25 protein-coding genes are annotated in these 22,080 nt (G+C 40.9%); 3 read left to right on the forward strand and 22 right to left on the reverse strand.

The annotated features are described in order from the left end of the window. Positions 1 to 121 precede the first annotated feature (121 nt). Positions 122 to 3,643 carry a pyruvate:ferredoxin (flavodoxin) oxidoreductase gene (gene nifJ / locus JMF81_RS03400; protein ID WP_201310070.1) on the reverse strand — a complete coding sequence of 1,174 codons (3,522 nt, stop codon included), beginning with the start codon at positions 3,641 to 3,643 and terminating at the stop codon, positions 122 to 124. Between the two features lie 262 nt (positions 3,644 to 3,905). Continuing rightward, positions 3,906 to 4,826 (reverse strand): endolytic transglycosylase MltG, encoded by a 921-nt coding sequence (mltG, locus tag JMF81_RS03405; protein ID WP_201310071.1) that lies wholly within the window; start codon positions 4,824 to 4,826, stop codon positions 3,906 to 3,908. Between the two features lie 285 nt (positions 4,827 to 5,111). On the opposite strand from mltG, the gene JMF81_RS03410 reads away from it, so the two are divergent. Both JMF81_RS03410 and JMF81_RS03415 read left to right on the forward strand, forming a co-directional pair. Next, positions 5,112 to 5,597, forward strand: a complete 486-nt coding sequence (locus JMF81_RS03410; RefSeq protein ID WP_201310072.1) for a peptidylprolyl isomerase — start codon at positions 5,112 to 5,114, stop codon at positions 5,595 to 5,597. 30 nt (positions 5,598 to 5,627) lie between these two features. After that, the gene (locus JMF81_RS03415; RefSeq protein ID WP_201310073.1) at positions 5,628 to 6,431 is read left to right on the forward strand and encodes a Cof-type HAD-IIB family hydrolase; all 804 of its coding nucleotides are present in this window, start codon (positions 5,628 to 5,630) and stop codon (positions 6,429 to 6,431) included. A gap of 66 nt (positions 6,432 to 6,497) precedes the next feature. Here the strand turns inward: JMF81_RS03415 and JMF81_RS03420 are convergent, their stop codons facing one another. Next, positions 6,498 to 9,167: a YhgE/Pip domain-containing protein gene (locus JMF81_RS03420; protein ID WP_201310074.1), complete on the reverse strand. Its 2,670-nt coding sequence runs from the start codon at positions 9,165 to 9,167 to the stop codon at positions 6,498 to 6,500. Between the two features lie 219 nt (positions 9,168 to 9,386). Here JMF81_RS03420 and JMF81_RS03425 point away from each other — a divergent pair, with 219 nt between their 5' ends. Next, positions 9,387 to 9,830, forward strand: a complete 444-nt coding sequence (locus JMF81_RS03425) for an RrF2 family transcriptional regulator (protein ID WP_201310075.1) — start codon at positions 9,387 to 9,389, stop codon at positions 9,828 to 9,830. 14 nt (positions 9,831 to 9,844) lie between these two features. On the opposite strand, the gene JMF81_RS03430 is transcribed toward JMF81_RS03425, so the two are convergent. From JMF81_RS03430 to JMF81_RS03515, 19 genes are all read right to left on the reverse strand, one after another. Next, positions 9,845 to 10,576 (reverse strand): copper homeostasis protein CutC, encoded by a 732-nt coding sequence (locus JMF81_RS03430; RefSeq protein WP_201310076.1) that lies wholly within the window; start codon positions 10,574 to 10,576, stop codon positions 9,845 to 9,847. A gap of 15 nt (positions 10,577 to 10,591) precedes the next feature. Beyond that, positions 10,592 to 11,842, reverse strand: coding sequence for a diaminopimelate decarboxylase (locus JMF81_RS03435; RefSeq protein WP_201310077.1), 1,251 nt, complete (start codon positions 11,840 to 11,842; stop codon positions 10,592 to 10,594). Between the two features lies 1 nt (position 11,843). Next, the gene (locus tag JMF81_RS03440) at positions 11,844 to 12,542 is read right to left on the reverse strand and encodes a TrmB family transcriptional regulator (protein WP_201310078.1); all 699 of its coding nucleotides are present in this window, start codon (positions 12,540 to 12,542) and stop codon (positions 11,844 to 11,846) included. 355 nt (positions 12,543 to 12,897) lie between these two features. Beyond that, positions 12,898 to 13,200, reverse strand: a complete 303-nt coding sequence (locus JMF81_RS03445) for a hypothetical protein (protein ID WP_201310079.1) — start codon at positions 13,198 to 13,200, stop codon at positions 12,898 to 12,900. A 30-nt stretch (positions 13,201 to 13,230) separates the two neighbouring features. After that, positions 13,231 to 13,899, reverse strand: coding sequence for a DUF5412 family protein (locus JMF81_RS03450; RefSeq protein ID WP_201310080.1), 669 nt, complete (start codon positions 13,897 to 13,899; stop codon positions 13,231 to 13,233). A gap of 12 nt (positions 13,900 to 13,911) precedes the next feature. Beyond that, positions 13,912 to 14,133, reverse strand: a complete 222-nt coding sequence (locus JMF81_RS03455; protein WP_201310081.1) for a hypothetical protein — start codon at positions 14,131 to 14,133, stop codon at positions 13,912 to 13,914. A 171-nt stretch (positions 14,134 to 14,304) separates the two neighbouring features. After that, positions 14,305 to 15,774 carry an ankyrin repeat domain-containing protein gene (locus JMF81_RS03460; protein ID WP_201310082.1) on the reverse strand — a complete coding sequence of 490 codons (1,470 nt, stop codon included), beginning with the start codon at positions 15,772 to 15,774 and terminating at the stop codon, positions 14,305 to 14,307. After that, on the reverse strand, positions 15,771 to 16,025 hold the full coding sequence (locus JMF81_RS03465) for a hypothetical protein (RefSeq protein ID WP_201310083.1): 255 nt from the start codon (positions 16,023 to 16,025) through the stop codon (positions 15,771 to 15,773). Before JMF81_RS03465 ends, JMF81_RS03460 begins: the two co-directional genes overlap by 4 nt. Before the next feature lie 213 nt (positions 16,026 to 16,238). Then, positions 16,239 to 16,847, reverse strand: coding sequence for an ankyrin repeat domain-containing protein (locus JMF81_RS03470; RefSeq protein WP_201310084.1), 609 nt, complete (start codon positions 16,845 to 16,847; stop codon positions 16,239 to 16,241). A gap of 21 nt (positions 16,848 to 16,868) precedes the next feature. Next, entirely contained in the window at positions 16,869 to 17,888 is a 1,020-nt protein-coding gene (locus JMF81_RS03475; RefSeq protein ID WP_201310085.1) for a hypothetical protein, read from the reverse strand. 182 nt (positions 17,889 to 18,070) lie between these two features. After that, positions 18,071 to 18,382 carry a hypothetical protein gene (locus tag JMF81_RS03480; protein ID WP_201310086.1) on the reverse strand — a complete coding sequence of 104 codons (312 nt, stop codon included), beginning with the start codon at positions 18,380 to 18,382 and terminating at the stop codon, positions 18,071 to 18,073. Then, positions 18,379 to 18,741, reverse strand: a complete 363-nt coding sequence (locus JMF81_RS03485; RefSeq protein WP_201310087.1) for a hypothetical protein — start codon at positions 18,739 to 18,741, stop codon at positions 18,379 to 18,381. Before JMF81_RS03485 ends, JMF81_RS03480 begins: the two co-directional genes overlap by 4 nt. 208 nt (positions 18,742 to 18,949) lie before the next feature. Beyond that, positions 18,950 to 19,147 carry a hypothetical protein gene (locus JMF81_RS03490; protein ID WP_201310088.1) on the reverse strand — a complete coding sequence of 66 codons (198 nt, stop codon included), beginning with the start codon at positions 19,145 to 19,147 and terminating at the stop codon, positions 18,950 to 18,952. A 60-nt stretch (positions 19,148 to 19,207) separates the two neighbouring features. Beyond that, complete coding sequence (locus JMF81_RS03495; protein WP_201310089.1) at positions 19,208 to 19,765, reverse strand: hypothetical protein; 558 nt, start codon at positions 19,763 to 19,765, stop codon at positions 19,208 to 19,210. A gap of 51 nt (positions 19,766 to 19,816) precedes the next feature. Continuing rightward, positions 19,817 to 20,173 (reverse strand): DUF5412 family protein, encoded by a 357-nt coding sequence (locus tag JMF81_RS03500; RefSeq protein ID WP_201310090.1) that lies wholly within the window; start codon positions 20,171 to 20,173, stop codon positions 19,817 to 19,819. Positions 20,174 to 20,191: 18 nt separating this feature from the next. Continuing rightward, on the reverse strand, positions 20,192 to 20,320 hold the full coding sequence (locus JMF81_RS16500; RefSeq protein WP_279323881.1) for a hypothetical protein: 129 nt from the start codon (positions 20,318 to 20,320) through the stop codon (positions 20,192 to 20,194). After that, positions 20,289 to 21,416 (reverse strand): hypothetical protein, encoded by a 1,128-nt coding sequence (locus JMF81_RS03505; RefSeq protein ID WP_201310091.1) that lies wholly within the window; start codon positions 21,414 to 21,416, stop codon positions 20,289 to 20,291. The genes JMF81_RS16500 and JMF81_RS03505 overlap by 32 nt, the downstream gene beginning before the upstream one ends. A 24-nt stretch (positions 21,417 to 21,440) precedes the next feature. Beyond that, positions 21,441 to 21,623, reverse strand: a complete 183-nt coding sequence (locus JMF81_RS03510; protein ID WP_201310092.1) for a hypothetical protein — start codon at positions 21,621 to 21,623, stop codon at positions 21,441 to 21,443. 24 nt (positions 21,624 to 21,647) lie between these two features. After that, complete coding sequence (locus JMF81_RS03515; RefSeq protein ID WP_201310093.1) at positions 21,648 to 22,058, reverse strand: hypothetical protein; 411 nt, start codon at positions 22,056 to 22,058, stop codon at positions 21,648 to 21,650. Positions 22,059 to 22,080: the final 22 nt, after the last annotated feature.

A 22,080-nucleotide genomic window follows, 5' to 3' on the forward strand; every position in this document is an offset into this window, starting at 1 on the left:
ATCTTCGATTCCCTCGCGCACGGGCTTCGCCCTATAGACACAAATGAAAAGGACCCTGACCGAACATAAATGCTCGGCAGGGTTCTTTTATTTGCGTCTGCACGGCTCATTGCCAGCGTGACTATTTATCAGACATTTCTTTCAAGCGTTCGTATTTAGCTTCTGCGTTTGCTTTAGACTCTGCGAACAGCTCTTTAGCTCTTTCTGGGTTCTGACGAGACAGAGCGTTGTAACGAACTTCTCCCATCATGAACTCTTCGTAGTCTGTTGTAGGTGCTTTAGAATCTAAGTGGAATGGATTCTTTCCTTCTTCTGCGAGTGATGGATTGAATCTGAAGAGGTTCCAGTATCCAGATGTTACTGCTTTCTTCTCTTCTGTCTGAGCGATCTTCATTCCGCCCTTGATTCCGTGGTTGATACATGGAGCGTATCCGATGATCAGTGATGGTCCTGGATATGCTTCTGCTTCAGCGATTGCTTTTACAGTCTGGTTGTAATCAGCACCCATAGCAACCTGTGCTACATATACATAACCATAGCTCATTGCCATTGCTGCAAGGTCTTTCTTCTTAGTTCCCTTACCAGCTGCCTGGAACTGAGCGATTGCTCCAAGGTTAGTAGCTTTAGATGCCTGTCCACCTGTGTTAGAGTAAACTTCTGTATCGAATACGAATACGTTTACATCTTCTCCAGATGCTAATACGTGGTCAAGTCCGCCGTAACCGATGTCGTATGCCCATCCGTCACCACCGAAGATCCACTGTGATTTCTTAGACAGGTAATCTTTCATCTTAAGGATTTCTTTTGCTTCATCACATCCGCATGCTTCAAGAGCTGCAACTAATTTTTCTGTAGCTGCTCCGTTCTTGCTTCCATCTGCGTATGTATCAAGATATTCAGCTGCTGCTGCTTTTACATCTTCATTATCTGCAGAATCTGCTAATGCAGCAACTTTTTCTTTTGTCTGTTCTCTTAATGTGTTCTGTCCTGTGAACATACCTAAACCAAACTCAGCATTGTCTTCGAACAGTGAGTTAGCCCAGGCTGGTCCCTGTCCTTTTGCGTTTGTTGTGTATGGTGTAGCAGGTGCAGATCCACCCCAGATAGAAGAACATCCTGTTGCGTTAGCGATGTACATTCTTTCACCGAATAACTGAGTGATCAGTTTAGCATATGGTGTTTCACCACAACCAGCACATGCTCCTGAGAACTCAAGTAATGGCTGTCTGAACTGGCTTCCTTTAACAGATTCAGCTTTGAATTTAGCAAGAACGTCTTCTTTTGCAGGTAATTTCTGACCATAGTCGAATACTTCCTGCTGATCTCTCTGGCTGTCTAATGACTGCATAGAAAGCGCTTTCTCGCCTTTCTTTCCAGGACATACATTGACACAAGATCCACATCCAAGACAGTCAAGAACTGTAACTGTCATAGCGAATTTGTAGCCAGGCATTCCTGTCATATCAGCTGTCTTTGCAGCTGCAGGAGCTGCTGCTGCTTCTTCTTCTGTCATTACAACCGGACGAATTGTTGCATGAGGACATACATATGAACAGAAGTTACACTGGATACAGTTATCTGGATTCCAAGAAGGAACGTCTACTGCAACTCCACGTTTTTCAAATGCAGATGCTCCAAGAGGCATATGTCCGTCTGCATATGGAAGAAGGTCGCTGACTTTCAGTGAGTTACCAACCTGTCCGTTAACCGGATTCTGGATGTTGTTGATGTAGTCAACCAGTTTCTTATCGCCTTCTTTAGCTTCAACGAATAAGCTTTCTTCTTCACAGTCAGCCCATTCTGCTGGAACTGGCACTTCTACGATTGCTTTTGCACCAGCATCGATAGCTTCATGGTTCATCTTAACGATGTGATCACCCTTCTTGCTGTAAGAAGCTGTTGCCGCATCTTTCATATATTTGATTGCATCTTCCTCAGGGATGATTCCTGATAATTTGAAGAATGCTGACTGAAGGACTGTATTGATACGTCCGCCAAGTCCGATTTCTTTACCGATCTTAATACCATCAATGATGTAGAATTTGATGTTGTGTTTTGCAAGGTAAGCTTTTACCTGTCCTGGCAGGTGATCGCCAACTTCTTCCGGAGACCAGCTGCAGTTAAGCAGGAATGTTCCGCCGTCTTTCAAATCCTGAACCATGTTGTATTTTGTTACATATGGTGCACAGTGGCATGCAACAAAGTCAGCCTTGTTGATCAGGTATGTAGATTTGATCGGGTCATCTCCGAAACGTAAGTGGGACATTGTAACACCACCGGATTTCTTAGAATCATAATCAAAGTATGCCTGAGCGTATTTGTCTGTGTGGTCACCAATGATCTTGATAGAGTTCTTGTTGGCACCAACTGTACCATCGGCTCCAAGCCCCCAGAATTTGCAGGATACGATGCTGTCTGGAGCTGTTACAGGAGCTTCTCCTCTTTCAAGAGACAGATTTGTAACATCATCCACGATACCGATTGTAAATTCGTTCTTGTCAACATTATCAAATGTTGCAATGATATCTGCTGGAGTTGTATCGTTGGAACCTAATCCGTAACGTCCTCCGTTGATTGTGCAGCTTTCGAATTTTGTTCCTCTTAATGCGTTAACAACATCAAGGTATAATGGCTCTCTTGCACCAGGCTCTTTGGATCTGTCTAATACGTTGATCACTTTTGCAGTTTCAGGGATTGCTTCTACTAATTTTTCAGCAACGAATGGTCTGTAAAGACGAACTTTAACAACACCGACTTTCTTGCCCTGTTTCATTAAGTAATCGATTGTTTCGTCAATTGTTTCACAAACAGATCCCATAGCGATGATGATGCTTTCTGCATCTTCAGCACCATAGTAGTTAAACAGTTTGTAGTCTGTACCGATCTTAGCGTTTACCTGGTTCATGTAATCTTCAACGATTGCCGGGAATGCGTTGTAAGCTGAGTTACAAGCTTCTCTTGCCTGGAAGAAGATATCTGGGTTCTGTGCGGAACCACGGAGAACCGGATGTTCTGGATTTAATGCTTCTGCTCTGAATTTCTCAACAGCGTCGAAATCAACCATATCTGCAAGATCTTCATTATCCCACATTTCAATCTTCTGGATTTCATGAGAAGTTCTGAAACCATCAAAGAAATGAAGTACTGGAACTCTTCCTTTGATTGTTGATAAATGAGCAACTGCTCCTAAGTCCATAACTTCCTGAACGCTGGAACTGCAAAGCATTGCGAAACCTGTCTGACGACAAGCGTAAACGTCGGAATGATCTCCGAAGATGTTCAGTGCATGAGATGCAAGCGCACGAGCAGATACATCAAATACACAAGGCATCATTTCACCAGCAATCTTGTACATGTTAGGGATCATAAGCAGCAGACCCTGAGATGCTGTGTAAGTAGTTGTTAATGCACCAGCTGCTAAAGCACCGTGAACTGTTCCGGCAGCTCCTGCTTCAGACTGCATTTCAACTAATTTTACAGGATGTCCGAAGATATTCTTCTTACCCTGTGTTGCCCACTGGTCAGTAACTTCTGCCATTGGTGAGGATGGTGTAATCGGATAGATCGCAGCTGTTTCTGTAAACGCATAGGATACGTGAGCAGCGGCTGTGTTACCATCCATGGTTTTCATTTTTCTTGCCATGTTTCTCTTCCTCCTAAAAAATCTCGTATGACGTTTATCACACATTGGTTAATCTCTGCTTCGATACCTCGCATATTTCCGCAGAAAATATTATAACAACTACACAAGTTGCATAAAACATAAACAAAGCTGTATACACTAATTACTGTATACAGCTTTTATTTTACAATATTTGCACAACTTTTTAAAGGTGTTTTTCATATTTTTAGGTATTTTTTTTCGTACGTTATAAAAATAACAATCCCTGGAAACCAAAGAATTATCAGGACTTATCGTCTGTTATGATTCTTGTGTCCTGGTGTTCCTGATAAGTTTTTGTAAATATGTGCGTCTTCTTATTTCCATCTGTATGATAGTAAAGATAATCATTCTTCTGCGGATTCATCGCAGCGCTCAGAGACTCATTGCCCGGATTACAGATTGCTCCCACCGGAAGTCCGCTGTTTCTGTAAGTATTATATGGTGATTTTACTTTCAGATCCTTATAGTATACCTTATTTGCATCATACATTCCATCTGTAGTCACATAAAGCACCGTCGGACACATCTGCAGGCGCATCTTCTTTGCCAAGCGATTTTCAATTACCCCAGCTATAGTTGGTCTTTCGCTGGCAACTGCGGCCTCTCGTTCTACGATAGACGCAATGGTTACGATATCATACATGGAACGTTTTCCTTTATAATTCTTAGCCAGAGCCTGATATTTCTGTTCGAAATTATCCAGCATCTTCTGCACCAGATCCTCCGGATCCGCATTTCGATAAATCTCATAGGTATCCGGATACAGGAATCCTTCCAGCTGATACTTCACACCATCTTTTTTCGGAAGATCCTTAATCCAGCTGTTGGTATACTTACTGGTGTCCTTCACAGCAGCTATAAAATCATCCGCTTTGAAAATATTTTCATCTTCCAGATGTTTGGCCATCATATCAACTGAGTAGCCTTCCGGAAATGTCACATCCACAATCTGCTTTTCCAGCGCCCGCTGTCTTGCTTCTTCTGCTTTCTGCGCTCTGTACTGCCGGAAAAAATGAATGCCGACAGCTGCCGCAGCGGCAATTATGATAAGGATGATCAATCCAATGATCAGCGGTTTCTTTGATCCTCTCCTGTGATTTCTCTTCCAGCCTTTCCTTCCATGTCCGGGCTTCTTATTAAAATCTAAATATAGGTCGTTCATTCTACTCCTCCAGTTTTCGACAAAATTCGTTTATTGCCATTATACTAGTATTTTGTAAAAAAAACACCCTTTTTATTAAATTTTGTTCATATTTTTAATACATTTGTAATTTTATTTATATGAAACAGAAGTTTTCCTTCTATGCAAGAACACCACAAATAAAAAGGGGTTATTTTCTTTTCCAAAGCCTCCGCCTGTACTTTTCCCGGACTTTCGATTATAATCAAATCATGGCCGGAATCTGCCCGGCAGACAATAAATTTGTAAAAGAAAGGAAAGAATATCATGGCAAATCCAATCGTTACGATTACAATGGAAAACGGCGATGTAATGAAGGCGGAATTATATCCGGATATCGCCCCGATTACAGTAGAAAATTTCGTAAATCTTGTAAAGGACGGTTTTTATGACGGACTTACATTCCATCGTGTGATCGAAGGCTTTATGATCCAGGGCGGGTGCCCGAACGGTGACGGAACCGGCGGCCCAGGTCACACAATCAAAGGGGAATTTACAGGAAACGGCGTTCCAAATCATTTAAAACACACAGCCGGGGTTTTATCTATGGCTCGTTCTATGATGCCTGACTCCGCCGGATCTCAGTTCTTTATCATGCACAAAACTTCTCCGCATCTTGACGGACAGTATGCTGCTTTTGGAAAGATCATTGAGGGAATGGATGTTGTGAATAAGATTGCAGAAACACCAACGGATTATTCTGACAAACCTCTGACACCTCAGGTTATGAAGAGTGTTACTGTAGAAGAGTAATTTCCATCTGATATACAAAGGAAAGTTGATATGAGTGTAAAATTAATTTTTGTTGATGTGGATGACACCCTGTACAGCAAACGGACCCGTCATGTACCGGATTCTGCCCGGGCAGCGCTTCAGGAAGCCCAAAGAAACGGCCATAAGATCTTTGTAAATACCGGCCGTCCTCTGGCATATTTTGAACAGGAAATCCTTGACATTGGTTTTGACGGAATGATTTGTTCCAATGGTGTATATATTTTAATCGAAGACAAACTGATCTATCACAAGACGGTTCCGAAAGATGTGCAGAAAGCCGTGATGGACGCCTGCGTCCGCCACCATATTTTTGGAACTCTGGAAGGAGAGAAATGTTCCTATTTTCGAAACCATGATGTAAACTTCCATCCTCATTATGGTTTTATGATCCAGGCCTTTGACCTGGCGCCGGATATGCCGCATGAATTTTCCTGGGATCATGCGGATACCTGCGAAAAGATCATTGTTTTCAGCGGAGAAGGCAGTGATATGCCAGGATTTCTGAAAGAACTGGATCGGTTAAATGATGTGCTTGATTATATCCGCATAACCGATGATCAGTATGAGATTCTTTTAAAAGGTCACAGCAAGGGAACCGGACTTTTGAATGCTGCACAGTATTATCACACTTCAGCAGCCAACTGCTATGCCTTTGGAGACAGCAATAATGATGCCGAAATGATCAAAGCTGCCGGACACGGTATTGCCATGGGCAACGCCTGTAATGAACTAAAAGCGATTGCAGACTATGTTACCACGGATATTGATGAAGATGGTATCATGAATGCTCTAAAGCATTTTGAGTTGATTTAATAACAGCAAGACCCGGAAATTCAAAAAATTTCCGGGTCTTTTTCTTTTCCTGCGATATCACTTTTACTATGCGGTCTCCAAAGTTCCACCGATCCTTTTCTTCATGCGGAACCGATAGAGAAGAATTGTTAAAGCCGTAAACACAATCAAAATTCCTGCAAACACAGCCACATCCTGTCCGATTGCTCCATCCATGGAAAGCGTATGCCGGAATGCATGAACTGTGTAGGTAAACGGCATAAAGTTATGAAGGATTTTATAGAATTTTGGCGCCATGTCCAGCGGATAGGTTCCTGCCGCTGCTCCCAGCTGGAGCACCATAAATACCAGCACCAAATAACTTCCAATCCGATTAATGAACATTTCAAAGAAACAGATCATCGCCATAAATGCCATAGATGCAAGAATTGCCATTCCAAAGGTTTTTCCCACATAATCCGGCCGCATTCCATTGACTCCCATTAATACGCCTACCATAACGACCGCCTGTAAAACAGAGATGACTGCCATCACTCCGGCTTTGCTAAGCCACCACTGAAAACCATTTTTTACCTCTTCATTTTTTTCCATTAAAGGATACATGACAGTAAAAGCGATACAAGCCACAAAAAGTCCTACAGACATCATATACGGTGCCATGGCATGACCATTGTTTTGAACATGAGAATATTCAACATTCTCAGTTTTAACCGGCGCCGCCATCATCTCATTCGTTTTTTCACTGGTCTTTGTATGATTGATCTGATCTGCCCCGTCTTTTAGACTGTCACTGAGTGTTTTGCTTCCATCCGCAAGTTTCGTAATCCCTGTTCCAAGTGTCTGGGAACCTGACGCCAGCTGGCCGGCTCCGCTGCTGATCTGTCCGGCTCCGGACGATAACTGGGCAGCACCGCTGTTCAGCGTCTGATTATTGGATATAAGAGTCTGCAGACCGCTTCCCAGAGAATTTGTTCCCTGATACATCTGATTCATACCGGAAATAAAAATCGGCAGGTTTCCGCTGACACGGGAAATTCCCTGATTCAGCTGTGTGGCTCCACTGTTTAAAGCACCAGAACGGCTCTGCAGTGTCCCCAGACCTGTATTTACCTGTGAAACACCAGAGATATATGTTTTCACGCCATTTTTCAGTCCATTGGTTCCATCAATGCCATTCTGGAGACTTTCAATTCCCTTTTCCATAGTCTCAAGGCCCTGAATCAGACCCATATCAGAAGCCGTTGTTCCGTTCCGGTCAAGACCATTCTGGATTTTCTCCAATCCAGAGTACATCTGACTGACAGCGGTTTCACTCTGAGGAAGCAGCTGAGCAGAAGACTTCGCCAGTGCTGCTGTCTGCTGCTTCAGCTGTGCGATCATCTCGTCAGAAGATGTATTTTTTAAATTGTCATCTTCTGTATCCTTTGCGGAAGCATAAACTGCATCCACATCATTTTTCACATCACCTGCTGCTGTCTCGACCTCTCCAATTTCTTCCATCAGCTGATTCTGCTCCTCTTCCGAAAGGCTTTCAAAAACAGAAGATTGTTTTAACTGACGGATTTTCTCCTGAAGCTGTGCAGTATCTGTTTTGGCCGAAGCCGCCTGCTGTGCTGTCTTTTCATTCTGACCGCTTTCAGATGTACTTTTACCTGCGGAGTCTGCCTGTGAAACCGCCTGGTTCAATGCCTGGATTCCCTGGTTTAGCTGTTCCATTCCCTTAGTCAGCTGATCAATCTGTGACTGTGACGGCATAGTCTTATCAATCTGAGATGACATTTCCTGCGCTCCGTTTAAAACCTGACTTGCTGCCGTTTTAAGCTCCTTTGTGCCGGAAGAAAGAGCCTGAACTCCCTGGTTTAGCTGACCGCTTCCTGCAGCGATCGTTCCGGTTCCTGCAGCCGCCTGACTAACTCCTGCAGTATACTGAGAAATTCCAGAAGCCAGAGATTTAGAACCATCCTGGAGCTGTCCTGCACCCTTTTGCAGAGAAGCAGCCCCATCCTTCAGGCTGACAGCACCGGATTCCAGCTGCGCCGCTCCTGACGCTGCCGCCTCTGTACCGTTCGTATACTGCTTTAATCCAACTTTCAGAGTCTCCGCTCCATTTTGAAATACCAGAGAACTGGACGATAATTTTTCCAGATTCTTCTCAATTTCTGTGTTTCCGTCACTCAGAGCCTGGGTGCCGTCTTTTATCTGTTTGGCTCCATCTGCCGCCTGAGCCATTCCGCTGCCGGCTTTTTTGATTTGGGCGAAGATTGTCTGTGCATAAGTTTCTGTTACTTGTTCTGACACAGACTTCTCAATCTTTGCCATAGCACTTTCATCCATTTTGGAAGCAATATAATTGGTTCCAGGATTGGTCTTATATATCAGTTTCATCTGTTTTGGATTCTCATCCATCAGCGTTGCCGCATTTTTCGAAAAATCTTTTGGAATGGAAATGATCATATAATAGGTCCCATCTTTCAATCCATCTTCTGCTTTCTTATCGCTGACAAAATGGAAATCCAAAGAACCTGATTTTTTTAAATTATCTGCCAGAGCATCTCCCACTGCCAGTTCCTTTCCTTGATAGTTCGTTTTCTGATCATGGTTCACCACAGCTACGGGCAGCTCATCCACATCCCCATAAGGATCCCACATAGATCCAAGAAAAATAGATGTATAAACTGCCGGAATCGTAATAATGGCCAGCAGAATCACGATCATCCATTTGTTTTTCATAATTTTCTGCCATTCCCGTTTCAGCATAAAAGTTTCCCTTCTTTCTTCTTATTTATGGATAATAAATATCCACATTTTGTATTCATAGATATTGAATATCCACGATTAAAGTCATTATAAACTTTTTTTCTCAAATGTCAATGATATCTTTTGTTTTCTTTCGGAAATTTTTACTGCTCTCATATTGAATCCTATGAAACATCTAACGTATAATATACTTAAATTGAACAGAAATGGAGAAATAAAATGAAAAGCAAAAAGAGCCTGGAACAGGGAATCTGCATTCTCCTGATCATTGCACATGCGCCGGCTGATCAGTGTATTACCAGTGAACATTTAAGCCGCCGCCTGGGAGTATCCGATTCCTATTTAAAAAAAATTACCCGCCGTCTGGTTCTGGCAGGACTGATTCAGTCTAATTTTGGGAAAAAAGGTGGATTTACGATGAACCGTACGCCAAAAAAAATATCTCTTTTGGATATTTTTAATGCCATTGAGGGGGACGAGCCATTTGTCAATGCCACCGGGCTGGTAGAAAAAGTTTTTTATCATAACCCGCCGCTGGCTCAAAAAAGAGAAAAAGAAGTCCTGAACATTTTTAAAAATGCAGAACTTCTTTATAAAAATCATTTAAAACAATATACACTGGATCAGTTTCTGGAGGACATTAAAACTAATTATCCTCTCTGATCCCTCTTTAAAATTTATAAGCACACTTTCAGCATCGCTTCTACTTTTTCCGGAGAGACATGTCCATAAGACAGATTCTCTCCTCCATCAGCAGCAAAAGATACCTTCTCTCCCGCTGTCGTTGGATCTTCTGAAATTCCTTTGCAGGAACTGTGCACCTGGCTGACGCCGGCTTCCTGCATGATGCGCACAGCGTTTTCCTCGTTAATCCCGGATCCCGGCAGAATCTCAATTCTTCCTCCATACCGGCTCTGGAGTTCCCGAAGCAGCGGAAGTCCTTCTTCCGCGGTCTTTTCCATTCCGCTGGTCAGCACCCGGTCCACACCAAGATCGATCAGCGTTTCCATTGCCTGATATGGATCCTTTACACAATCAAATGCCCGGTGAAAGACTGCCTTTGCACCTTCATCATGAATAATCTGGACAAATTCTTTTGTCCGCTGCTCATCAATTTCTCTGTCTTCCGTCAGAAATCCAAAAACTGCTCCATCGGTTCCGTATGCCAGAAGAAGTTTCAGATCTTCCAGCATCTGTTCATACTGATACGGACGGTAGCAGAATCCTGCCTCTCTGGCCCGCACCATAGATACCACTTCCAGATCCGTGTACTGTTTTACCAGGATCAGGCTTCCAAGAGACGGCGTCAGCCCGCCCAGAGGCAGGGCGCTGTTCAATTCGATTCTTTTGCCGCCGCATTCGTGAACAATCAGAGCATCTTCAAAACTTCCGCAACATACTTCCAGCATTTGCTTATCCTCCTGTTAGAAATTAAATCCTCTTAATGTAGCGAAATAATCTTCCGGTGTCTCTGCACGGCGGATCATCTCTGTGGTTCCGTCTTCTTTCAGAAGAATCTCGGCAGATTTCAGTTTTCCATTATAGTTATATCCCATTGCGAATCCATGAGCTCCTGTATCGTGGATTACAAGCAGGTCTCCCATATCAATCTTCGGAAGCTTACGGTCAATGGCGAATTTATCATTGTTCTCACACAGAGATCCTGTAACATCATATACATGATCTGCCGGCTCATTTTCTTTTCCCATCACGGTGATATGATGATATGCTCCGTACATTGCAGGACGCATTAAGTTCACTGCGCAGGCATCTACACCAATGTACTCTTTATAGGTATGTTTTTCATGGATTGCTTTTGTTACAAGATGTCCATTTGGAGCCAGCATGTAGCGTCCCAGCTCTGTATAAATGCTGACATCACCCATTCCTGCCGGAACTAAGACTTCATCAAAGACTTTGTGAACGCCTTCTCCGATCACTGCAATGTCATTTCCTTCCTGATCTGGAAGATAAGGAACTCCAATTCCTCCGGACAGGTTGATAAATCCGATATGAACTCCTGTCTTTTCTTTCAATTCAACAGCCAGTTCAAACAGCTGTTTTGCCAGTGTAGGATAGTACTCATTGGTTACTGTGTTGCTTGCCAGGAATGCATGGATTCCAAATTCTTTTACACCAAGCTCCTTCAGAATTTTAAAGGCTTCAAAAATCTGCTCTGTTGTCATTCCATATTTGGCGTCACCTGGGTTATCCATGATATCTGTTCCAAGAGCAAACACTCCGCCCGGATTATAACGACAGGAAATCTTCTCCGGAATCCCTGCGGTTTCTTTCAAAAATTCAATATGTGTAATATCATCCAGATTGATCGTAGCTCCCAGCTCTTTTGCCATAATAAATTCTTCTGCCGGTGTGTCATTGGAAGAGAACATGATCTCATCTCCGGAAAATCCACATCTTTCAGACATCATCAGCTCTGTCTTGGAAGAGCAGTCTGTTCCGCATCCCTCTTCTTTTAAAATCTTAAGAATCGTCGGGTTTGGGGTTGCCTTTACTGCAAAATATTCTTTAAATCCTTTGTTCCATGAAAATGCTTTGTATAATCCTCTTGCAGTCTCACGGATTCCTTTTTCATCGTACAGATGAAACGGTGTCGGATATTTCTTTACAATCTCATCTAATTGTTCCTTCGTTACAAATGGTACCTTTGCCATGTTACTTAATTCCTTTCTTCATATTTAATAGTTGTATTTCATTCGCCAGGGCATCTTTAAATACCTCGACGAGATTACTGTTGCTTGAATACAGGCATGTGGCCTCATACCGGTTGGTAATCTCTCCGGTCAGAACATCATTGGAGTCTGTGATCAGACGAATCTGCTCCTTCCTGCATTCCGTCAGATACACTGTCGCTCCCGGAAGATCAAATGGTTCATTGGTAATGATCACTACCTTCTTTCCCTGAGCGGCCATCTGCTCTAAGTATTCCCGAAACGTTTCCAGCCTTTCATTGTATATGGAAACATATGCCCGTTCTCTGGCATGGGTCAGCATCTCAATGATCTTATCACAAATATGTTCTTCCCCTTTGATGGTAAGATATCCGCCCTCATTCTTCCTCTTGGCCGGCAGCTGCTCCATCAGCTCTTTCTTCTTCTTTTCCATATGACGGATCTTGCTGCTGCAAAACTCTTCCACAGGAACCGGAGTATATCTTATCGTATCTTCTTCCTGCATATAGGCCGCTCCCTTCTCCACCAGTCCGGCCAGCGCGCTATACGCATTGGATCTGGATATGCCGCTTTGCTTAGCTGCTTCGTAGCCGTTCAAGCTGCCTTCCAGCACCAGCAGAACATAAAGGCTGGCTTCATGCCTGGTCAGACCGAATTCCATCAGCCTCTCTACATTGTCCATTCCATCACCTCGTGTTCCTATCTAGGAATACTATAGTTTAGAAAAAAAAGAATGTCAAGATGATCCTGACATTCTTCATGAGAAAAAATCTCCCTGCTGGCTTGTTTTTCTGTTTATAAAAAATATGCCGACAAACTATATCATTGTTTCAAATCCTTCCCACTGATCACGTTCTATAATATATCAATCTCTGCCCCTGTTGTCCTGCCGGCACATTTTCCTTCTATTCCCGCTGTCATTTCTGACAACATAAACATTATAGCAAAGAGATTTTTTCCTTTCCTATCATTGCCATTACTTTTCTGTTACAAAAACAAAAACTTTTTTCTCAAATCATCTGAATTATGACAAAATTTTAACATTTTGTTTTCTTTTCACCTTTTCTTTGCACCACAATCCCTCCGATCCATAAGACAAGCGCCAGCAGACCAAGGATCATCCCTGCCTCAAACCGATTGATCAGCAAAAGTAAAATCCAGCATAAGAATCCTGCTGCATAAAGACATAATCCCACTTTCTTTTCCTGGATGTATAAAATAAGCGCCCATAAAAAACTGCATGCAGAGAATATCAGAAGCGCTCTTATCTGTATCTGTTGATGAAGAAGCAGGGCTGCCGCAAAACTAATCGCACCGGCTGTATAAATAATCCGCTTCATACTATGTACCTCCTTTCATCAATCTCATTCTTAAATTCTGATTCTCCTGCCATTGATCTGGATGATCCCATTGGACATCCACTTCATCCGCACATCCAGATTCTTCTGTTCCTCCTGATAAATATTCTTCTCTCTTCCACTTTTCTTATCTGTCAGTCGGACAAACACAGTATAGCTGTCTCCTGCATTTTCATACATAAAAGACCGGGCTGTATATTCCCAATCAGGAGATTCTGTACTCCCGATCTCATATACACTCTTATAGTCCTGGCTGCTTCTCCCATACAGTAAATAACAGTTGCAGCTTATTATCATTGCAAGAATTCCGATACATAACACTGTCCGCGGCAGAATCCTTCTGCGTTCTTTCCTGATATTATCCAGAACCTTCCATATCATCCCATTCAGGATCAGGCTCAGTAAAAACGCTTTTATAAAGACAAAATCCCATTGACAAACCGATACGATTCCAAAACATAAAATCAGGAGCGCAGCTCTGTAAATTACATATTTCCTGTTCTTCGTCTTCAAGTGCACCAGTCCCCATATTATAAAGAGAAAGACTCCTATTCCTGCCGCTGCTTCTTCTGATGTCATCTGATTATGGATGCTCTGTATTTTTATGAAAAAGAATACTGTCAGTATTCCCGGTATCCACCCGGCTGTCAGTTGTATCATTTTTTCTTTTGTTATTTTCATTTTCTATCCCCTTTATCTGCTCTGTTTCTCCTGCTGCTTTTTCCCGCCCTCCTTTGTTTTTGTCCGCTGTATGAATTTCCACTGTTTCTTTTTTGATGCTCCCACAACATATCCGCTGTGAATTCGGTACTGCCGGTTCTGATCCACATTTCCCGCGGTAAAAGAATACAATGTCCCTGCGGATATCATCAGCATGACCCCAATTAAAAGTTCTGCTATGTATATTTTTCTCATTTCCATTCTCCCTTCTCAGCATACGCTGACTCCTTATTGTTTTTATCTCTTCACTTATATATCCTTAAACCACCCCCAAAAGTAACGCGGCCTTTTCAATTTTTTCATTTTTGTTAGTATTGTACAAAATAAGGCAGTTGTTTTTGGTTGTTTTGTCCATCTATTTCCTGCTTACCACTGGATTTTGCTGCATATTTCTCTAATTCGTTTACTCTCACTGTTCTCTAAAGCTTCTTTTGCATCCCTGGATTTTGCGCCTTTTTCCTGCAGAAACTCTGTCATTTCCAAGTCTCCCTTCTGAATGGCTATTGCCAGCGCTGACTGCGACCGAGATCCACCTCCATAGGATTCCGTCTGATCCACACCGACTCCCTGCTCCAAAATATATTCTGCCATCTCCATGTCACTGTTATATACCGCATATTCCAGCGTGACTCCGTCCGGTTTCATACCCTTCTCTGTCAGATACCTTACAAGATCCATTCTCCGATACTCAGCCGCCACATTCAAAATTGTCTCTGTGCTCTCCACTGCACTCTTATCGCTAAAAGCATCTATCTGCTTTGCCAAATATAAAATCGTACTTTGAGGGGCACATTCCATCGCTTCGCAAATGCAGTCATATATTTCTTCTCCAGATGGTTTTAGTTTTTCTATAAGATATTCCAATGTTTCCAGATTGTCTGTTCCCGCCGCCAGCACCAGAATATTATCTCCATGAACATCCTCTTCTTTTAAGGAAGCTCCTTTGGCAGCTGCCCATTTCAGCATTTCGATATGCCCATTCTTTGCTGCTGTCATAGCGATATTTTCTCCACTTACATGATATAAGTCCCGCACATCGTATTTTTTCTGCAATTCTTTCAAATCGATATTTTCTCCCGCAGCAATTTTATAAAAATACTGTTGCTTCTGTGATAAATCTGCCTCCTCCACAATGCCTTTTTCGATAGCCCACTGAGTCATCTTTTCCCAGCTTTTAGAAACTTCTCCTTCGAATCCATATCCCCGTTTCAAAAATCGTTTCGTTACTGTAGTTACAGGTACTCCTGCTTTATAGAGATATTCTGCCAGCTGTTGTTGTTTTTCTGCATCCGTAATATCTTCAGATGTAATAGCATAATCCAGAGCGGATGCTCCTTTTCGTTTATAGCCTGGATCTGCACCGTTCTCTATCAGCAATTTACAAAAATCCAGATTTCCCATCTTTGCCGCCAGCATCAAAAGTGAAATTCCATCTTTATCTTTATAATTCGGATTTGCCCCACTTTGGATCAGATATCCGGCAATTTCATTATCGTTTCTCAGGATTGTATCTGCATAGACTGGATTCCGATCATCCTTTCCTGATAAGGACTCCATCACCAGGAGAAAAGAGTTAAAAGAATCTTTTCCGGCACCTTCTTCCACCGCTTCTATCCCTGACGCTGCATCTCCCGATTCGATTGCATTATATAATTTCAAATTTTTCCGATACTCATCGATCTGCCATTTTCCCCACATAATTCCTGCACAGACTATCACACATAAAAACAATACCTTATATTTCTTCTTAATCTTCACCCTATCCTGATCATTTTCATCACAAAATAGACTGACAATTGTATGTTTATTCTTCCAGTCGGTTAATAATTGTCTCATCTTATCATTCCTCCCTCAAAGTTTCTGCTTATTCTTTTATTGTTTCTGTTATCCTTTTCATTTAAACACCCGGTTTCTTTACAGAAATTGATCTTGCAATCGTTATCAGAACCAGCACTCCCAGAATTCCTATATTTATTATAACTGCCGGTAATTCCTGCCTGTTCCACGCATATTGGGATAGAATATATGCCCAATAGAAAATCAGTAAAATCGTCAGAATCCAGCATCCAGTTTTTCTTTTCCAGCATTGATATAGAATATTTTCTATGCAGAAAAATACAATCGGCATTACTATCGTATCTGTAACTGCATAAACGATATAGTCTGCCGGCTGCTCTCCTAATTGAAAGAACAATCCAAGATTCCGTAATTCTTTGTTTCCTTCATATTAAATCTCCCCCTTTTTCTCTCTGCCTTTCTGCATTTTTACCGTTTCTTTTAGCATCCAAAGTAAGTTAAAATTAATGATTGCTGCTTCTCTCTTTTAAATATTCTGCCTCTGTATCCATTCCTTTTTTCTGACAGTATTCGACGAGAGTCAGATTTGTTCCTCCATTTTCTTCGAACCCATTATACTCTGCATCAAAATTCCTGATTGTAATATCAGGTGAAGCTCCTTTTTCCATATAGAACTCTAAAATCTTAAGATTATCTTCACTGCTTCTGGTCTCGTATTCATCATAAACGGTATAAAACAAAACATTGGCTCCATGCGAATCTTCCTGCCTTGCATCTGCATCATATTTCAATAATAATTTTGACATTTTCATAACATCCTCATATTCCGGAAGCGTTGCCGCCAGCATTAACGGCGTTTTTTGAGATTCTTTCAGCAGCTGGTTAACATCTGTTTTCTTATCTAAGTATTCCTGGACTTTGTTATAGTCGCACTTCATGACCGCATACTCGAATGTATCCTCTTTCCCTCCATAACTCACCATTTCCAGACTCGCCTTATCATTATCAAGATAATCATCCGTATCCTTCAGCAAAACATGGAAGCATATGAATGTTAAGATGCCATATAATAGAACAAACAATCCTATTACCGTTATAAATAATTTTTTCACTTTCTTCTCCTCCTGTATCTCTCATCTTCTTGGTTTTATTTTTTCTCTCCTTATCTGTCTTCCTTCATAATCATATACGAACAAATACCGTTCTTCTTTATCTGCTGCCAATGTTGTAATATCAACAGTCAGATAATCTCTGCAGTAATATACATCTGCTTCATATTCTCCCAAAAACAAATTTCCTGTCTCTGCTTCCTTCCTGAAAGAAAGATAACATTCCATGACCTTAGTTTTTAAATCGATCCAATAAAAATTCATCTCCATATCACTGCAGTACAACCTTTCTTTTTCTTTGTCGTATTTTGCTGTACAGGAAAATTTTCTTCCTTCTGCTATGTACTCTTTTTCTTTTTTCTCTTTGTCATAGCAAATGACTTTATCTGTTTCAATGATCAGATAATGCTCAGAGTCTTTGTATCCGATCCAGACTGGATCTTCAATCTCCGGGCATCTTGTAATACTGCTTCCATTTTTCATCATCTCTATTGCTTCTTTTGAACGATTGTTCCATGTATATAGTCTGTCATGATCCAGACGAAGGATTTCTTCCATGCTGCCTTCCAACAGTATCTCAGGCTCTATATTTTTTTGTTCCTTTAAATAATCCTCCCCCGTATACAGTCTGCCATGATCCCAAAAAAGGATTTCTTTCAGCGACATCTCCGGCTCTGCATTTTTTCGTTCTTTCTGATACAGGATCCCACCATCATCCATAGTCATCCGGCATGTCAGATAGTATATTTTCCCAGCATCCAATGTATAGCTTTCAGCCCGTTTCAGAATTCTCTTTCGTTTTACTGCATCTCCTATTTCTTTTTCATAAATCTGACTTTCTCCATCCGCCCTTTCCTCGCAGTAATAAATCCTGTCTCCTGCCAGCGTCAATGTTGTTCCAAAATCATCATATACTCCGATCCTTTTATTGATCAGATATTTTTTCTGTTTTTCCAGATCATACAAATAGAGTTTTTCACCCAAAATGAAAGGGATGTCCAATATTCCATTCGGAACACAGATCAGGATCTGATTGCCATTCACATATTCATTTCTGTTAAATTCCTGTACTATCCTTCCAGCCGGATTCCTGCCTCTCCTGAGCTGGATGAATGAAAGAATACCATGATACGATTATGATATTTTTGCGTTTTTCTCTGCTTCTTCTCATATCCCACTTAAACTTTCTTTAAAATCATCATCCTGCCTCTCTTCGATTTTTCCATTTAGGAAGCAATATGACTGTTATCTATATTGATATTTCCTCTTACCAATATTTTAAACTCATTACAAAACCGAAGCTTTATATTGTAATAAAAATCTCTCTCACTGCCTGTCCTTTTTTTCTTTCTTACTGTTACAGATTTTAATTGCAATTTCCTTCTTTTCTTCCCTTTTATAAGGGCTTCTTCAATATCACAAATACGTATTTTTTCTTTTCCACCTTCCAATTCTATCGTTATCATTCCATATAGTGGATTATAATGAAACGCTGAGACTTCCCTTCTGCCCCGAAATAACACGCTCTCCTTTTTCAATACAAAATCTCCTTTCCATCTACATAGAATTTATCCGATTTACATAGAAAATTAATTTCATCCGCATCAAAATATATATTAAAATCTCTGCTATGCTCCATCCAGGAGTCCTTAAAAATGCGTCTTTTTTTATAATTAATTTTTCCGGTTCCAAAATCTTCTACTATACATTTATATTGATCCGGATCTATACATAGCTCAAACCGATCATCATGAAAAGAACTCTTTATTCCCGCACTGTTTGTTGTTTTATCACCGTAATTTCCTATAATGATATATTCTATATCTTTGATTACTATTTCATGTTTTTCATTTGTTTCTGCATTTACTATACGGCAGATGATTGTTTCTTTTTCCATGTTATATTTCATATAATTCAAATAATATATATATTTATTAAAATTTATCATGCCTGTCCCTCTTTACAAATTCTTTCATTTTATCTATTCCAGCTGCAACACAGAATAGACATTTAAAAAATCGCCCTCCATCCTTTTTGTTTTTCACCGAAAGCATCATCATAGTTGCAAGAGTTGTAAACTATAAAACACGACTCATCCTATATTTTCAGTCATAGAAATAGTAATCATCCTCATTTACCCTGATCTTCTTTATGGAAAACTCCTTTGGATAATCTTTGAATCCGGGAAGAGATGACCGGTATTCTTTCATCACACTCCTTGCCTTTTTCCAGCTTCCAAAATATCCGATGGTCTTTTCATTATTTTCTTCTTCACACCCATGAGATAAACGATAAATATACATAATATGCTTCTCCTTCCCTATCTTTCAAAATACAAAACCTTTGATTTTTTTATTGGAATTCTAGCACCATCCAGGCAAGTCTTTTTTTAATACGTATTGTTCTATTTCTGTCCATGCACAGGAATCCATGCCATAATTCTGTTTTAAATAAGCCGAAAATTCCTCTTTATCTTTGGTCTCAATCCTTATTTTCTTTGTCTTATGATCCGGATCAATGCAGTAAAATTTCCCCGTTTTTTCGCTTTTCAGCAGGATAATCCTGCCTGATACTGCATAAAATTCTACTTCTCCTTCGAAAATGTAATATTTGTTCGTTCCATCATCTAATTTTATTCGCACATCATTGTCGTCTATTTTTTTCATGATTAGATCATCTGTCAACTGTGCAACAAAATACTCATACAATCCCTGGCGGAATCCTTCCGGCCATCCTTTGTCATTGACCTCATATTCCCAAATTTCCAATGCTTCTTCTTTTCCTTTAAATCTCGGCTGTTTTGCAAACTTTTTGCGGCCGCGTTCTGCAAGTTCATAACTAGAATACACCGCTATAAAAATAGTATCATCCTTGTTCGGATCATCTTCATCCCAATAATCAAAGATTAATTCATATAACACTGTTCTCTCCTTCCTTATCCTCAAATTGCCGCCGCTGATTATCTTTGCACATCAGTGTCTGTAATCATAAACATCTCTGAATATATTCATCTTTTTATGATCAATCTCTACCTCCTCTTCTGATATCCACTTCAGTTTTACATCTTCACAATGATATTGAAAATAAATATTTTTCTTTTTCTCTGAATCTTTCTTCTCGATTTCAACAATCGTTGAAAAATCAACGGTAGCCCCGCCAGTGCCATGATATATATTCGCTATGTAATTCCCCTCCGGCGACTCTACCGATCTTAATTGTTCTCCCTTTTTCACACTCTGTGTATCCCACATAAAATAGTAAAATATATATCCTATTCCGGCTCCGATGCAGATACATACAATCAGAACGATCTTTATGATTTTTTTCATTTCCATTTCCCTCTTTTCTTAAAATTTTTCTTCATCCCACGCCGTATTTCGCAGCGTAAAATTTTCCGGTTCCTCTGTTCTGCGGAGAATCGTCATCTCCAGAAATGTATCGAAACTATACAGCTTTTCCAGCGGCCATTCTTCCATCTCCTTTAATGTTATCCTTCGTTTCTGTTTTCTCCGCAAATTTCAAAGCTTTGTGATTGATATAATCTTCCGGAACTTTCTCCATTTCCCAGATGGCCTGAAGCAGAAAAACAATGGCTTTTTGTTCCGCCTGCTTCGTTTCCGTCAATTTTTTCAAAAATATATTCTCTGCTTTCTCCCCATAGACACTTTCCATATAAGCCGCAAAGATCAAAAATCTGTTGTCATTCCAGCACTCCCGGGCCTGATATAAAATTTTTAAAACCTCGTCGACACCATCATCTATCGGATAATACACTCGGAAAACACAGTATGCAATAAGAACTTCCGGCGTTATCTGATCACGGCACATTGGGGAAATCCTCTCATAAAAGGCTGCCTCTTCCGGGTAGATCCACTCTTCCCGGCTTCGGTTCAGCTGCTGATTCACAACACGTAATATTCTTTCCCTGTAAATCCTGCAATACCGGACTTCACATTTTGAATTGGCATACAGCCGCTTCCGGATTTCCTCCAGATGTTTCCTTTCCAGCGCCCGGGTCTCTAACATACCGTCTATGACATACATGGCATGGTATCTCATTTCATGATTTTTATGTTCTATCCCGTCCAGAATCTTTGTAAAATATGTTTCGTCTTCTGAAACAAGAAACATCCAGCGATAACTATAGAACGGTACATACCCTGATTCCTGACTGCTTTCCGCCAGATATTCCATACGCTCCATGAAAATTTCATTCCTGATATCTCTTGTCCATCCGATATGCCCCGTTATCATGACAATCCAGGACTTTACAAATCCATTGGCGTCTGCCGCCTCCTCAAACATCCTCTGAAAATCTATTTCTCTTTGAAATACCCCAATGGTATCCACGGCTTTCTCTGCCACTTTTTCATCCGGATCATGAATCAATGATTTTAAAATACGATAGCTCCAATTTTCCCTTTCCAGGGCAAGAATATCTATCAATCTGCTCTTATACAGGCTGCTGGAACATTTGCTGATGATTTCTGCCATGTTCCTTTCTTCTTCCCGGAAAACAATTCCTTTTCGCTGCTTTTCTTTCAGCACATTGATTTGAGATAATAATTTCATACATCCTCCCACCTCAAGACAATTTCATTTTTCTATATTATCAGCAGCGATTTCTCTGATCTTCCGCGCAATTTCTTCTTTATCTTGTACATTCGTCATAATCTCATTAATAGAATCCTCCACCTGCAGTCTTACATTTTCATCTTCATCCTGTCTGTGCCGGCATATGGCTTTCAGATAGCGGTCCTCTTCAGTATCCAGAAACAATTTTGCATCTATGACCAAATGGACTTATACAAGAGAATCCGGCACTTTCTCTTTAATCTCCAGCAGTCTTCGGATTCTGATTCCCTGATCTATTTCCTTTTCAATTCCTATGTAATCCACTGCGGCGGCCGCCGCAGTCACAAATGGAGTATCGTCAGAGAACTCTTCGTACAACGTCCAAAAATCCTGTGTTTTCAGAAACTGCGATAATTTGGTGATCGCATGGACACGTACCGTTTCATTGGAATCTTTCGACAACATCCTCAAAATCTCATAACTCCAGTCTTCGATGTATTCCTCCAGTAAAAAAATCAAATCTATCTTTCCAGATGGACTGCCGCTCACCGCAATCTGCTTTACCAATGCGATATCTTCTTCCATAAACGGCACCGCCCTGTTCTTTTTATCGTATAATACCTTTATCATTTTGTTCATGCTTATCCTCCCTCTTTGAGGT

The sequence above is a fragment of the Anaerostipes butyraticus genome, assembly GCF_016586355.1.
Lineage (GTDB): Bacteria > Bacillota > Clostridia > Lachnospirales > Lachnospiraceae > Anaerostipes > Anaerostipes butyraticus.